The organism is Streptomyces sp. NBC_00102 (assembly GCF_026343115.1).
In the GTDB taxonomy this organism is placed as follows: domain Bacteria; phylum Actinomycetota; class Actinomycetes; order Streptomycetales; family Streptomycetaceae; genus Streptomyces.
On sequence record NZ_JAPEMC010000001.1, the window covers coordinates 2,231,166 to 2,245,052 of the forward strand.

Annotated in this window: 14 protein-coding genes; 6 read left to right on the plus strand and 8 right to left on the minus strand. The window is 72.1% G+C overall.

Annotation, left to right across the window (positions count from 1 at the left end; translation table 11 throughout):
* Nucleotides 1-17: 17 nt before the first annotated feature.
* The gene (locus tag OHA55_RS09790; protein WP_266704796.1) at nucleotides 18-698 is read right to left on the minus strand and encodes a hypothetical protein; all 681 of its coding nucleotides are present in this window, start codon (nucleotides 696-698) and stop codon (nucleotides 18-20) included.
* Between the two features lie 246 nt (nucleotides 699-944).
* Between OHA55_RS09790 and OHA55_RS09795 the strand changes: the two genes are divergently transcribed.
* The 4 genes from OHA55_RS09795 (at nucleotide 945) to OHA55_RS09810 (ending at nucleotide 4,204) form a co-directional block, all read left to right on the plus strand.
* The gene (locus OHA55_RS09795; RefSeq protein WP_266704798.1) at nucleotides 945-1,799 is read left to right on the plus strand and encodes a hypothetical protein; all 855 of its coding nucleotides are present in this window, start codon (nucleotides 945-947) and stop codon (nucleotides 1,797-1,799) included.
* 94 nt (nucleotides 1,800-1,893) lie between these two features.
* On the plus strand, nucleotides 1,894-2,925 hold the full coding sequence (locus OHA55_RS09800) for a S66 peptidase family protein (protein ID WP_266704800.1): 1,032 nt from the start codon (nucleotides 1,894-1,896) through the stop codon (nucleotides 2,923-2,925).
* Between the two features lie 116 nt (nucleotides 2,926-3,041).
* A complete protein-coding gene (locus tag OHA55_RS09805) occupies nucleotides 3,042-3,416 on the plus strand; it encodes a hypothetical protein (RefSeq protein WP_266704802.1) in 375 nt (124 codons plus the stop codon).
* A 341-nt stretch (nucleotides 3,417-3,757) separates the two neighbouring features.
* Nucleotides 3,758-4,204, plus strand: a complete 447-nt coding sequence (locus tag OHA55_RS09810) for a peptidoglycan-binding protein (RefSeq protein ID WP_266704804.1) — start codon at nucleotides 3,758-3,760, stop codon at nucleotides 4,202-4,204.
* Here OHA55_RS09810 and OHA55_RS09815 read toward each other — a convergent pair.
* Nucleotides 4,183-4,797 carry a TetR/AcrR family transcriptional regulator gene (locus OHA55_RS09815; protein WP_266704806.1) on the minus strand — a complete coding sequence of 205 codons (615 nt, stop codon included), beginning with the start codon at nucleotides 4,795-4,797 and terminating at the stop codon, nucleotides 4,183-4,185. The genes OHA55_RS09810 and OHA55_RS09815 overlap by 22 nt on opposite strands.
* Before the next feature lie 80 nt (nucleotides 4,798-4,877).
* Nucleotides 4,878-6,413 (minus strand): MFS transporter, encoded by a 1,536-nt coding sequence (locus OHA55_RS09820; RefSeq protein WP_266704808.1) that lies wholly within the window; start codon nucleotides 6,411-6,413, stop codon nucleotides 4,878-4,880.
* A gap of 252 nt (nucleotides 6,414-6,665) precedes the next feature.
* Here OHA55_RS09820 and OHA55_RS09825 point away from each other — a divergent pair, with 252 nt between their 5' ends.
* Entirely contained in the window at nucleotides 6,666-6,968 is a 303-nt protein-coding gene (locus tag OHA55_RS09825) for a hypothetical protein (RefSeq protein WP_266704810.1), read from the plus strand.
* 88 nt (nucleotides 6,969-7,056) lie between these two features.
* On the opposite strand, the gene OHA55_RS09830 is transcribed toward OHA55_RS09825, so the two are convergent.
* The gene (locus tag OHA55_RS09830; RefSeq protein ID WP_266704812.1) at nucleotides 7,057-8,628 is read right to left on the minus strand and encodes a DUF445 domain-containing protein; all 1,572 of its coding nucleotides are present in this window, start codon (nucleotides 8,626-8,628) and stop codon (nucleotides 7,057-7,059) included.
* Nucleotides 8,629-8,732: 104 nt separating this feature from the next.
* On the opposite strand from OHA55_RS09830, the gene OHA55_RS09835 reads away from it, so the two are divergent.
* Entirely contained in the window at nucleotides 8,733-10,043 is a 1,311-nt protein-coding gene (locus OHA55_RS09835; RefSeq protein WP_266704814.1) for an SGNH/GDSL hydrolase family protein, read from the plus strand.
* 120 nt (nucleotides 10,044-10,163) lie between these two features.
* Here the strand turns inward: OHA55_RS09835 and OHA55_RS09840 are convergent, their stop codons facing one another.
* The 4 genes from OHA55_RS09840 to OHA55_RS09855 all read right to left on the minus strand — a co-directional run bounded on the left by OHA55_RS09840 (nucleotide 10,164) and on the right by OHA55_RS09855 (nucleotide 13,850).
* Nucleotides 10,164-10,847: a DUF1707 domain-containing protein gene (locus OHA55_RS09840; RefSeq protein WP_266710510.1), complete on the minus strand. Its 684-nt coding sequence runs from the start codon at nucleotides 10,845-10,847 to the stop codon at nucleotides 10,164-10,166.
* A gap of 69 nt (nucleotides 10,848-10,916) precedes the next feature.
* Nucleotides 10,917-12,056, minus strand: coding sequence for an ATP-binding cassette domain-containing protein (locus OHA55_RS09845; RefSeq protein ID WP_266704816.1), 1,140 nt, complete (start codon nucleotides 12,054-12,056; stop codon nucleotides 10,917-10,919).
* Between the two features lie 56 nt (nucleotides 12,057-12,112).
* Nucleotides 12,113-12,916: an ABC transporter permease gene (locus OHA55_RS09850; protein WP_266710512.1), complete on the minus strand. Its 804-nt coding sequence runs from the start codon at nucleotides 12,914-12,916 to the stop codon at nucleotides 12,113-12,115.
* A 133-nt stretch (nucleotides 12,917-13,049) separates the two neighbouring features.
* Nucleotides 13,050-13,850 carry an ABC-2 family transporter protein gene (locus tag OHA55_RS09855; protein ID WP_266704818.1) on the minus strand — a complete coding sequence of 267 codons (801 nt, stop codon included), beginning with the start codon at nucleotides 13,848-13,850 and terminating at the stop codon, nucleotides 13,050-13,052.
* Nucleotides 13,851-13,887 lie beyond the last annotated feature (37 nt).

Here is a 13,887-nt window from a genome sequence, read left to right on the forward strand (position 1 = left end):
GCGGGGGCACCGGCCATCTACTCCGCGGAGAGAGCTTCGCGGACCGCGTCACGGGAATCCGCCGGCAGAGAGCGGTAGGCACCCCAGATCCGCTCGGCTTCGCTGAACTCCCGCTTGTCCTTGGCGACCCAGCCGGCCAGCATCTTCCGCGCAAGGGCGCCGAGCCCTTCAACGCTGGTCAGTACGGCACCGAGATCAGCGAGCTGGCTACGGCCGCCAACCCGGCAGCGGTTGCATTCCGAGACCAGCTGGATCTCCTCGCTGCCGTCCGGCTGACTGACGGCACGGCGGGCGATGTCGATCTGGGCGGACTCGTAGGTGCCGTCCTCGTAAGACTCACCCGGCGTGATTCCGCACGAACGGCAGAAGTGTCCGTCCCGGGAGAGCACCTCACGTCGCTGGGTGGCCGTCAGAGTTCCGGCGGACTTGGTGGCCTTGCCGGGCTCCCAGACAGGCGCACCCATCTTCACAAAACGCTGTTCGTGAGCGCTCAGAGTGATGTCGTCACGGCTGTTGTGGATCTGCCAGCCATGGTCCCGGAGGTCACGCACCCGCCGGTCGACCTGGCTGACACCGGGCAACGCCGCCTTGAGTTGTTCCTTGGTAAAGATGCTGTCCTCACCCACCACGGTGACAAGCCACAGAGCAGCACGCTTCATGGTCCCGAGATTCTCGTCCGTCCACGACGGCAGGGTCATCTTGCTCTCCTCGCTTCACGTGCTCCACGGGCACACCAAGCCGAGCCGGAACGGGTCGCACCGCGCCACTGGCTCTCGTGGCAGCAACTCTGGGCTGCTCGGGAGCCCGAACGCCAGCCCTTGAGCGGTTTCGAGGGCAGATGGAAAACAACACAGCCTTTCGCGTCACTGCGGCCACGACAGACAATCAACAGATTCATTCACTGAGACCAGCCCATACCTGGCCCGCCCCCTAGGAGCGTCCGGTTGCCCGCGAGCAAGCACCACCAATGGAAGCCTCTTCCTGACACGGTCTCTTGTGCGAAGCGTCGGTTCGTCGCGCAGCTCAGAAAGGTTCGTGAAGAAAGCCAGTGCACCCAGGCGGAGATCGCGCAAGCCATCCCGCTGGCCGCGAGCTCGCTGTCCAACCACCTGAACGGTGGCCGGGTACCCGAGGAAGCTCATCTGGCCAGCCTCTTCGCGAACATCGAGACCGAGGTCATCGCCCGCGGCGGGCAGATGCCGTGCTCCCTCAGCACCCTGCTTGAACTGCGAGAGAAAGCCCTGTTCAGGCACTGTGCGTGCTGTTCCCGGGATACGGCCGCCTCCGTGTCACTGTCGGAGACGTCTCCCGGAGGCGAAGCAGGGGAAGAGGAGCCGCCGATTCCCCGCTCCGCACACCGGGTTCTGCCACGGCATCTCCGCACCCGCAGGTACGGCCGGCGGACCAAAATCGAGATACCGACGCGGACCGATGTGCCGGTCCCCCTTCAGCAGGGGGACCGGCACACTTCCAGCTTTCTGGAAGAGACATGGCCGGCTGCAGTCAGCGAGCTCGCTGACACTCTGTCAACGAGCCGGTACAGAGAGGCAGACATCATGATGTGGAGCGCCGCGACGAATCTCACCGCACATGATGTCCAGGTCTTCGTCGCCGGCTGCCGGGCCGCAGGGCTGGAAGAGGCCGCCAACCAGGTCCTGACGACCGCCGCACGCCGAGACGCCCAGGCCGTCATCAGCATCGCTGCCGCGCTCCACGAGCAGAAGCAGTACGACGACGCTGGCCGCCTGCTGACAGCGGCGTCCCAGGCGCGCGAAGAAACCTTCACCCGGTCCAGATAATGGGGATACGCGTGCAGCGGCCATCACCCGCCTGAAGTACCCCACCCCACAAATCCCCTGGCCCCAGCCGTGAGTCGCGTGCCAGAGTCGCCGTATGACCATCAGATACCCCCGCCCCCTCCGCCCCGGTGACCGTGTCGCCGTCACCTCTCCCTCGTCCGGCGTTCCGGAGAGGCTCCGGGGGCGGTTCGACGCCGCGGTGCGGGTGGTGGAGGACCGGGGGTACGAGGTGGTGGTCGGGGCGTGCATGGACGGGTCCCGGCATGTCAGCGCGCCGGCGGGTGAACGGGCCGCCGAGTTCGAGGCGTTCCTGACCGATCCCGGCATTCGGGCCGTCGTGCCGCCGTGGGGCGGGGAGACGGCGATCGACGTGGTGCCGCTGATCGACTGGGAGAAGGTCGCCGCGGCCGAACCGACGTGGGTGGTCGGGTACTCGGACATAACGACGCTGATCACGCCGCTGACGCTGCTGTCCGGCACGGCGACCGTGCACGGCAGCAACCTCATGGACACGCCCTACCGGACGCCCGACGGCCTGCTCTCGTGGCTGGACGTCGTGGAGTCGGAGACTGGGAGCCGGTTCACCCAGTCCTCGCCCGGCCGGTACCGGTCCGCCGGCTGGGACGACTGGACCGGGAAGCCGGGGAACGACGACCTCGGCCTCGACACCGACGGCCGGTGGACCCGGCTCGACGGCGGCACCGGCGACGTGGACGTGACGGGGAGGCTCGTCGGCGGGTGCGTGGAGACGCTCGCCAATCTGGCGGGCAGCCGGTATCTGGACGTACGCGCCTTCGCCCGCGACCACGCGCCGGAGGGGCTCGTGGTCTACGTCGAGGCGTGTGAGGACAACGCCTTCACCATCTGCCGCAACCTCCACGGCCTGCGGATCAACGGCTTCTTCGACCACGCCAACGCCGTGCTCGTCGGCCGTACTTCGGCCCCCGACGATGCCACCATGACGCAGCACGAGGCGGTGGTGGACGCCCTCGGGATGCTGGGCGTACCGATCGTCGCCGACGTCGAGTGCGGCCATGTGTCCCCGCGCATGCCGTTCGTGAACGGTGCCCTGACCCGGGTCGTCCACATGTCGGGCCGCAGTGACGTGATCCAGAGCCTGGTCTGAGTCTGAGTCTGAGTCTGCGTCTGCGTCTGCGTCTGCGTCTGCGTCTGCGTCTGCGTCGGAGCCGTGCCCGGGAAACGGGGTGGCTCCGGCCCCGACTCCCGTGCTGCACTGCCTCCATGACCCTGAGCGTGGACGTGTTCCTGCTGGACGAGGACGGCGAGTCGCACGTGCAGGAGGTCCCCGAGGGCAGCTCGGACCTGGCAGGTCCGGAGGTCTGGCGGACGGCCGTCTGGGGGGCGGAGGCGGTACGGGCGCTCGGGGCTCGGTTCTTCCCCCGGCTCGTCGGCGGATGGCTCGTCGCGCAGCCCGACGAGGTGATCGGGCTGCTGGACGAGTGCGCGCTGCTGCGGAGGAGCCTTGCTCCGATCGCCCGGGGCACGGCGCAGGGCGACTGCCCGGACGGTGTGCGGGCGATCGGCGACCGGCTCACGAACATCGAGGCGGCCTGCCACCGGGCCCTGGCGATCGGCGGGGGCGTCCTCGTCTGGTGAGGGCTCCCCCGGCACCCCACACCGAGCCCGGCCCACGTGTCCCGGCCCGGCGCCCCCACCCTCGGCACCCCAGACCGAGCCCGGCCCGGCGCCCCCACCCCGGCACCCCGGCGCGACCCGGGACGTGCCCGCGCTCCCACCGCCCACCGCACGCCCCACCGCACGCCCTGCTCACCGCGCTCACCTGTGGTTACGTTGATGGACGCACTGCGGCCCGCCGGGGCTCCGCAGGGACAGGGGAGAGCCCGGTCCGGATCGCGGTGTGTGCTCCACCGGGCCGCGCCGGGCCAGACCTGGCGGGCCCGCCGGAGCCAGTCGTACCCCGAACCGGAGGTTCCGGCATGACCGTCTCCCGTACCGCCTCCTCATCCGTTCCTCCCGCGCGCCCGTCAGCCCGCAGGCGCCGTGTCGTCGCCCTCGCGGGTGCCGCGGCGCTGACCCTGGGGGCCCTCGCGGTCGCACCCGGGGCTGCCGCCGCCCCGGAGACGGCCGCGCCCACCGTGGCCGCCGTGCCGGGCGGGTGCGCGTACACCGCCACCTCGAACCGGCCGGTGCTCCGGTCCGGCAGCAGCGGGGCCGCGGTGAAGCAGGCGCAGTGCCTGAGCAACGTGTGGGGCGGGCTGGTGCCGAAGCTCAAGGTGGACGGGAAGTTCGGGGCGGCCACGCAGACGAAGATCAAGTGGATCCAGGGGTGTCACGGGCTGCGTGAGGACGGCGTGATCGGCGCGCTGACGTGGGAGGCGCTGTACTACCCGGTGCCCGACTGCTACGACACGTATCCGTCCTGACTCCCGCCGTCCGGCCGGCCCACCCCGTCCGGCCGGCCCACCCCGTCCGCCCCCGTGACCAGGGTCTGGAGCGCCGGCGCGTAGAGGTCCGCGAGGCGCTCCGGGGTGGTGCGGGATCCCTCCCCCTCGGGGTGCAGGGCGAGGGCCGCGCCGAGGCCGAGGAGTTGGCCCGCGACGAGTTCGGCACGGAGCCGGCCGTCGGGCCCCGGCAGCCGCGCGGCCAGCCGGTCGGTGACCTGCTCGTGGAACCGGTGCCGCAGCAGGACGCGTTCGTCGCGGTTGCCCAGCGAGAAGACCACCCGCAGGAAAGGGTCCGAGCCGGATGCCCGGCGGCGGCGCACGAGTGTGAGCACCATGTGCCGGCCCAACCGGTCCAACGGGGCGTCGAAGATCGCGTCGGCCTCGGGGCCGAAGTCGGCGACGGCGTTGAAGAGCTCGTCCTTGCGGCCGAAGTGCTTGACCACCAGGGACGGGCTCACTCCGGCGTCGGCCGCGATGCCCCTGATGGTGACCTCGGCGTACGGGTTCCGCATGAACGCCCGCCGGGCCGCCAGCAGGATCGCCGCCTTGCCGCTGCCGGAGTCCGGCGCCACCGATGCCTCCGGGCGAGACCCCGCCGGCTCCGGTGATCCGTGCGGTCCCGGCGGTACGGCGTGCGCTGCGGCCCGACCGGTCATGCGCCCTCCTGAATGGCTGCGGCCGGCGCACCTGCCTTCCGGTCCGCCCGCTTGTTCGTACCTTCGACCGTACCCGTCTTCGCACCACCCGTTCCCGGCAGCAGCAGCGTGACCAGCAGCGCGAGCACGGCGGCGGCTCCGGCGATCAGGAAGACCAGCTGGTACGCGTGGAGCGTCGGGGCGGTGAGGCCGCCGACCTCGAAGGTGACGTTGCTCAGCACGGCGGCGACGGCGGCGCTGCAGAAGGCCTGGCCGACCGAGCGCATCAGGGTGTTCAGCCCGTTCGCGGCGCCGGTCTCGCTGACCGGTACCGCCCGCATCACCAGTGCGGGGAGCGCGGAGTAGGCGATGGCGGTGCCCGCCGCGACGACGGTCGCGCCGGCCACGATCGTCCAGAGGCTGTGGCTGGTGAAGTAACGGACGCCGTATCCGACGGCGATGATCACCGAGGCCAGCGCCAGGCTGACCTTCGGCCCGTACGCGCCGGAGATGCGCGCCGAGACGGGCGACAGCAGCACCATGGCGACCCCGCCGGGCAGCAGGCAGAGCCCGCTGACGACGATCGAGGCGCCGAGTCCGTACCCGGTGACCTTCGGTTCCTGCACCATCTGCCCGGTCACCAGGGAGTTGGCGTAGAAGGCGAAGCCGATGAGGAGCGCCGCGAGGTTGGCGTAGAGGACGGCGGGGCGGGCGGAGACCCGGAGGTCGACCATCGGGCTCGCCGCGCGGAGTTCGTACACGCCCCAGAGCAGCCCGATGACCACGGCGGCGACCAGGAGGCCGAGGGTGGCCGGGGAGGTCCAGCCCCAGTCGCCGCCCTGGGTGACGGGGAGCAGCAGGCAGACGAGTACGGCGGCGAGCCCGAGCCCGCCGACCGCGTCGAAGCGGCCCCGGTCGCGCACCGGTGACTCCGGCACGAAGAGGAACACCAGCACGATGTCGATCAGGGCGATCACGCCGGACACCCAGAACATGGTGTGCCAGTCGAAGTGCTCCACGACGAACGCGGCGACCGGTACGCCCACGGCCGCGCCGATCCCGAGCGTGGAGCTCATCAGGGCGACGGCCGGCAGCACGCGCTCCGGGGGGAGTTCGTCGCGCAGGATGCTGATGCCCAGCGGTACGACGGCGAGCGCCGCGCCCTGGAGCGCGCGGCCGGTGATGAGGACGCCGATGTGGGAGCTGATCGCGCAGAGCACGGAACCGGCGAGGAGCGAGACGAGCGAGGCGAGCAGCACGCGTCGCTTGCCGTACATGTCTCCGACGCGGCCGAGGACCGGGGTGAAGACCGCTCCGGTCAGCAGGGTGATGGTCACGAGCCAGCTCGCGGCGGACGGGGTGGCGCCGGTGAGCTCCGGGATGTGCGGCAGCAGCGGGACGACGAGCGTCTGCATGACCGCGACGACGACGCCGCAGAAGGCGAGGATGGCCATCGCCAGGCTGGGCGACTTCGGGACTCCGGCGCCCTTTCCGGCAGTCGGGGCGGTGGGCCGGGCGGGCGTCGGGGGCGGGGTGGGTATGTCCGCTGGCATGCGTTCTCCGGGAAGGCGGTGAGGGCGGTGAAGGCGGTGAAGGCGGTGAGGGCGGTGAAGGCGGTGAGGGCGGTGAGGGCGGGCACGCCCGACGGGTGCACAGGCGTTCACCCCCAGGGTAAACGCCTGTGCACCCCTGTGTCCCCGGGGTCCGTGGTTCGGGCACGTATCGGCGCGTTAGCCTCGGAATCCCCGGACGCGGGACGCGTCGGCACGGGGCCTGACGACAACACGAAAGCGAAGGTGCCTGCCATGGCGAAGATTCCGGCAGCGGCGGTGGCGGCGAGCGGGCTCGTCGGCGGTTACGGGGTGGCCCGGTGGACCCGGAAGCGGCCCCTGGGCGGCGCCGCGCTCGCCGTCGCCGGGGCGGCCGCCGCGTACGAGTGGAACAGGACGGCCGGCCCCCGCGCCGCCGCCGGGCTGACCACGGCGTACGTCGCCGCCTTCGCCGGCTCGCACGTGCTCGCCAAGAAGCTCGGCGCCTGGCCCGCCGTCTTCACCGTCGCCGGCGGGGTCGCCGCCGCCTCCTGGGCCGTCACCCGCCGCGCGGCCTGAGCGACCCGGGGCACCCCGGTCGTCCCGGTCGCCGGGCGGGAACACCACCCCCGGCGACCGGGACGGACATGACGTGCGGATCCCGGCCTTATCCCCCCAGGGCCCGCGACACCGTGTAGATCGCGAGTCCGGCGAGCGCGCCGACCACCGTGCCGTTGATCCGGATGAACTGGAGGTCCCGGCCGATGTGGGCCTCGATCTTCCTCGACGTCTGGTCGGCGTCCCAGCCCGCCACGGTGTCGCTGATCAGCGAGGTGATCTCGGTGCGGTAGGTGGTGACGACGTAGGCCGCCGCGTCCTCCAGCCACCCCTCCAGCTTGGCCTGAAGCCGCTGGTCCGTGGCGAGGCGGGCGCCCAGGGACATCAGTGAGGCCCGCGCCCGCAGCCGCAGTTCGCTCCGCTCGTCCTCGGCCGCCGCGAGGATCATCGTGCGTACGGAGGACCAGACGGAGGCGATCACGTCCTGCACCTCGCGGCGCCCCAGGATCTCCGACTTCAGCCGCTCCACCCGCTCCCGGGTGTCCGGGTCCGTCTGGAGGTCGGCGGCGAAGTCCGCCAGGAACGTGTCGATGGAGTCGCGCGCCGGGTGGCCCGGCATGTCCCGCATCTCCGTGACGAACCGCAGCAGTTCCTTGTAGACCCGCTCCCCCACGCGCTTGTCGACGAATCTCGGGGTCCAGCCGGGCGCACCGCCCTGCACCGCGTCCATCACCGCGTCACCGTGCAGAACCAGCCAGTCGTGCGCGCGGACGCAGACCAGGTCCACGACCTTGCGGTGACCGCCGTCGGCCACCACCTTCTCCAGCATCTTCCCGAGCCCGGGGCCCACCTCCACCGCGTCGGCCCGCCGGGTGATCGCCTCACCGACGATGGCCTGTACGTCGGCGTCCCGCAGCACGGTCAGCGCCCCGCGCAGCGCCGTCGCCAGTTCGGCGGTGACCCGGTCGGCGTGGGCCGGTTCCGCGAGCCAGGCGCCGACCCGCCCGCCGACGCCCAGCGCGTGGATACGGCCCCGCACCACGTCCGCGGAGAGGAAGTTCTCGCCCACGAACGAACCCAGCGACGCCCCCAGTTGGTCCTTCTTCGTCGGGATGATCGCGGTGTGCGGGATGGGCAGGCCGAGCGGCCGCCGGAAGAGAGCCGTCACGGCGAACCAGTCGGCGAGCGCACCCACCATGCCCGCCTCGGCCGCGGCGGCGACGTAGCCGGGCCAGCCGCCCACACCGGAGTTCTTCGCCCAGGTGGCGAGCGTGTAGACGACCGCGACCAGCAGCAACAGCCCGGTGGCGGTGATCTTCATCCGGCGCACCCCGCGCCGTTTCTCCTCGTCGGCGGCGGTGTACGCGAAGGCGGCCAGGGGCGCGGCGGCCCGTCCGGCGCCGCGCGGAGCCCGTGCCGTACCGTCGGCAGCGACGCCGTCCGGGCCACCGCCGGGGCCCGCCCCGGCGCCCCGGCCCTCCGTCACGCCGGCCGGGGCTCCCGTCCTCCCGCCGTGATCCGGATGAGCGTCCGTGCCGTGTTCCGGCCCCGTGCCCGCGCCCGGTTCATTACCATCCACCGCGTCCCGCCTCGCTTTCTGCCGTGTACCGGTCCGCCGTACGCCCGGTCGCCCCGACCGCGCCACCCGTTCGCGTACACGTCTTCCCCCCGCTGTACGCATTGTCCCCACTGTCCTACTCCCGGGCCGCCCGCCCAGTTCCCGGCGGCCCGTCGCACACCGGCTTCCCCGGCCCCCGGGGCCGAGCACGAGGAGACGTACCGCACATGTCCAGGGTCGCCCGTAGTGACCAGGCCGGACCGGACCCCGGCCCCCACGAGCCCGGCCCCCGCGAGCCCGGCTCCCACGCGCCCGGCCGGGGCTCCGGCCTCCGCAGGCGTGCCCTGCTGCCCGCCCTCGTGACCGGTACCGCCGTGCTCGCCGCGGCGCTCGCCCTCGGTACGGCGCGGTTCACCGACCCCCGTGACACCGACGTGCGGGCGTCCGGCGAGCACCCCTCGGGGCGGGAGTCCGCCGGAGCGGGCGGCCGGTGGGTCGCCACCTGGACCGCGGCGCCGGTACGCGCCGCCCCGGCCGGCACCTACGCTCCGGCGGGCACGACCGTACGCAACACCGTGCACACCAGCACCGGCGGTTACGCGGCGCGCATCACCCTCTCGAACCTCTTCGGCACCGGCGCGCTGGTGGTCGACCGGGCGCGGGTGGGCTCCCACGCGGTGACGTTCGACGGCGCGAGCAGGGTCACCGTCCCGGCGGGCGGGCAGGTCGTGAGCGACTCCGTCCGTACGAGGATCGCGGCCGACTCGGACCTCGTGGTGTCCTTCCGTACGCCCGTGACCGGCGGGCACATCACCCAGCACCCCGCCTCGTTCCAGACCTCGTACCTGGTCGACGCCCGCACCACCCGGCCCATCGACGAGTGGCGCTACCTGACGGCCGTGGACGTCTTCAGCACGGCCGCCTCGGGCACCGTCGTGACGTTCGGCGACTCGCTCACGGCGGGCAGCGGCTCCACCCCCGATGCCGACAGACGCTGGCCGGACCTGCTCTCCGACCGCCTGAAGGGCAGCTGGGGCGTGGCGAACGAGGGCATCTCGGGGAACCGGCTGCTGTCGGACGGCCGGGGCGGCATCGCGGGCGTCACCCGCTTCGAGCGGGACGCGCTGGGCGTCACGGGAGTGCGTACCGTGATCGTCGCGCTCGGCATCAACGACGCCCAGACCGCCGCCTGGCACTTGGACCCGCAGCGGGTGGTGGACGCCCTGCGCCGGCTCACCGACCAGGCCCACGCCCGGGGGCTGCGGGTGATCGGGGTGACCCTGACCCCGTTCGAAGGCATCGCGAACTTCACGCCGTCCCGCGAGGCCATCCGGCAGGAGGTCAACGAACAGATCCGGGCCGGCGGGGTGTTCGACGCGTACGTGGACTTCGACGAGGTGGTCCGCGACCCGGCCGCACCGCGACGCATCCGGGCGGACTACGACAGCGGCGACCATCTGCACTTCAACGACCGGGGCTACCAGGCCCTCGCCGACAGCATCGACCCCGGCCTGCTGTCCGGCGGCCCGAAGCGCTGAAGGCTTCAAGGCTTCAAGGCTTCAAGGCTTCAGCGTCGCTTGCGGCCGGCGGACCGTACCCGGCGCGTACCCGGCCCGGCGCGGCCCTGCGCACCGGGCCCGGCGGCCGGCCCACCGGCCTCAGCGCAGCCCCTTGCCGCCGCCCGGTCCCCGCGACTCCCCCGGCCCGCCCACCGCCTTCGCCCTGGCTTCCGCTTCGGCTTCCTTGCGGCGGCGGCGTTCCGCCTTGCTCCACCTGCGCTCCACGCCGACACCGCCCATCAGGGCGAAGCCGGTGACGGTCACCCTCGGCGCGTCCGGGGCGGGTTCGCCCTCGTCCTTGGCCCGCTCGTCGAACCCGCCCATGAATCCGGTTCCGTTGACCCGCACATGAACGTCCGGCGGCACGGTGACACCCATACCGCCCATGATCGCGACGCAGCGGATCGTCACCTCGCGCTCCGCGAAACGGGCCTCGCGCAGATCGACGACCCCGCCGCCCCACATCACGAACGAGGTGAACGTCCGGCCCACGGTCCATCGCCCCTTGCGGCTGAAGCCGCCCCAGAACGCGAACCCGCCCTTCGACGTCGGCTCTCCCCCGATCCGCTCCGACCACGCGGTCACCGCGGCCCCGCCCACGTCCGGCAACTGCTCCCCGGAAAGCGGCAGATCACGGACGAGCGGGGTCAACTCTCCCCGCGTGCGCGCCGCGTAGGCCGATTCGAGCCGTTGCTCGAACTCACCCATGTCCAGGCGGCCTTCGGCCATGGCGTCCCGCAGGATCTCGGCGATCCGTTCCCGTTCCGCGTCGGAGGCGCGCATGTCGGGGAGTTCACTCGTCATGGCGCCCACCCTATGCACCACGCGCACCCACGGACCAGAGCCCCCGGGTCACGCCGCGGGGTGCGAACCCGCCGCGTACATCCGGGCGATCACGTCCTCGATGTCCGGCTCCCGCACCGAGAGGTCCTTCAGCGGGTACTCCGCCGCGATCCGCGCCACCAGCGGGGCCACGGAGGCGCCCGCCGGAAGCGCCAGCCACTGGCGCGGCCCCTCCGTCCTGAGCACCCGCGCCCGCAACGGCCCCTCCGACTCCACCGCGATCGGCGGGAGTTCGCGTTCCAGGTCCACCATCAGCACGCGCTCGCCCTCCCCCGCCTCGTGCAGCCCGGCGAGCGCGCCGTCGTACATCAGCCGGCCGTGGTCGATCACCATCACCCGGCGGCACAACTGCTCGATGTCGGTGAGGTCGTGGGTGGTGAGCAGCACGGTGGTGGACCGCTCCTCGTTGAGGTCCTTGAGGAACTGCCGCACCTTGGTCTTGGAGATGATGTCGAGCCCGATCGTCGGCTCGTCCAGGTACAGCACCTCCGGATCGTGCAGCAGTGCCGCCGCGATGTCGCCGCGCATCCGCTGCCCGAGGGAGAGCTGCCGCACCGGCTTGTCCAACAGGTCTCCCAGATCGAGAAGTTCGACGCACCGATCGAGATTCTCCCGGTAACGCGCCTCCGGGATGCGGTACATGCGGTGCATCAGCCGGTACGAGTCCTTCAACGGCAGGTCCCACCACAGCGTGGTGCGTTGCCCGAACACCACCCCGATGCGGTGCGCCAGCCGGGTGCGGTCCCGTGACGGGTCGACGCCCGCGACCCGCAACCGGCCCCCGCTCGGGGTCAGGATGCCCGTCAGCATCTTGATCGTCGTCGACTTGCCCGCGCCGTTCGGGCCGATGTACCCGACCATCTCGCCGCGCGCCACCCGGAAGCTGATCCCGTCCACCGCGCGCACCTCGCGGCGCTCGCGCCGCAGGAAGCCCGTCCTGCTGCGCACCTGGAAGACCTTCTCCACCCCGTCCAGCTCGATGAACGAATCGTCGGGCCCCGGGGGCCGTACGTCCCTGGCCACCGCCGCCCCCACACTCGTCCTCACCGTCGGCCCCACCGCCGTCACCGCCGCCCCCACACTCGTCCTCACCGTCGGCCCCACCGCCGTCACCGCCGCTGCCACACCCGTGTCCGTGTTCCGCTCCATGCCCGTGTCCGCTCCCGTCCCCACGCCCGAACCCATCCCCGCAACCCCGTTCCCGGTCAACTTCCCGTACTCCGGTACGCCCGCAGCCCCGCACGCCACGCCAGCCCGGCGAGCAGCCCGCACCCGGCCGCCACCAGCGGCGAGAGGAAAGCCACCCACTCCGGCAGCGCCACCGGGTACTCCCGCCCCAGCACGTACAGCGCGGGCAGCCAGCTGACGAAGGCCAGCGGCACGACGAACGTCACCCCGCGCACCAGCTCGCGGGCGAAGACCGAGGGCGGGTACTGCAACAGGGTCTGGCCGCCGTACGTGAAGGAGTTCTGCACCTGTGCCGCGTCCTGGGCGAAGAACTGGACGACCGACCCACCGACGTAGACCGCCCCGAAGAACGCCCCGCCGCTCACCACCGCCAGCGGCACCAGCAGCACCTTCAGCGGGGTCCAGTCGATGTCGAGGACCACCAGGGCGTACCCCAGCACCATCAGCCCCTGGATGATCCGCCCCACCCGGCGCAGCGCGAACCGGTCGGCCGCCACCTGCACCAGCACCGGCACCGGGCGCACCAGCAGCGTGTCGAAGGTGCCGTCCCGCACCCGCTCACCGATCCGGTCCAGGGACCCCAGCAGCAGGTCGGCCAGCCCGAACGCGGTCGCCGCCATCCCGTACAGCAGGGCGGTCTCCGGCAGGGAGTAGCCGCCCAGGGCGTCGACGTGGCCGAACATCAGCATGATGGTGACGAAGTCGAAGACCGTCGCGAGGAAGTTGCCGAGTGTCGTCATGGCGAACGACGCCCGGTACGCCATCGTCGAGCGGATCCACATCCCCGCGATGAGCCGGTAGGCGCGGACCCCCTCCACCAGCGGCGACCGCTCGCCGGGACCTGGCCGGGCCCAGGCGCCGGACCCGGACCCCCGTCCCGTACGCGCGTCACCGTCCGTACCGCTGCCGCCGCCGTCACCGCCCGCGCCTCCGCCGCCCGGGACGAGCACCGTGTCAGCCACCCTGCACCACCACTCTCCTCGTCGCGACGGACTGGAGCACCCGGCCCGTCGACAGCAGCACCAGCGCCCAGCCCGCCTGGAAGGCGAGCGCCCCCACCAGGTCCCACCCGGTCCGCTCGCCGAGGAACACGTCGGCGGGCACCTGGAGGAACGCCGACCACGGCAGGGCCCGCGCCACCTCGCCCAGCAGCCCCGGGAACAGATTCAGCGGCAGCAGCAGCCCCGAGAAGAACAGCCCCGTCAGAAAGCTGATCTGGAGCACCCCCGCCCCGTCCATCAGCCAGAACGCGGCCAGCGCGACGAGGAAGCGGACGGCGAAGCTGACCACCACCCCGAGCGCCAGCGACACCAGGAACGCCAGCCACGTCCAGGGCGAGACGGGCAGCGCCAGGTCGAAGGCGAACGCACCGATCGTCATCGGTACGACGCCGCGCCCCAGGAAGTTGAAGGCGGCCCGGCCCAGGTCCCCGGCCAGATACCAGCACTGGAGGTCGGCGGGCCGGTAGAGGTCGATCGCGATGTCGCCGGTGCGGATGCGCTCCATCAGCTCGTTCTCGAATCCGCCGCCCATCAGTGAACACGTCATCAGCAGCGCCTGTCCCAGCCAGACGTAGGTCAGCGCCTGCGCGGTGTCGTACCCTCCGAGGTCCGGCCGCTCCGCCCAGAGCGCGGTGTAGGTGTACGCGATGATGAAGCCGAAGACGGTGTTGGTGAAGATCCCCGCCATCGTCGCCATCCGGTACGTGGCATGCCGGCGGAACCCGCCCGCCGCCACCACGGCATAAACCCGCACGTCTCTCCCCTCCCGGCGCCAAAGCGGCCGACAGTAA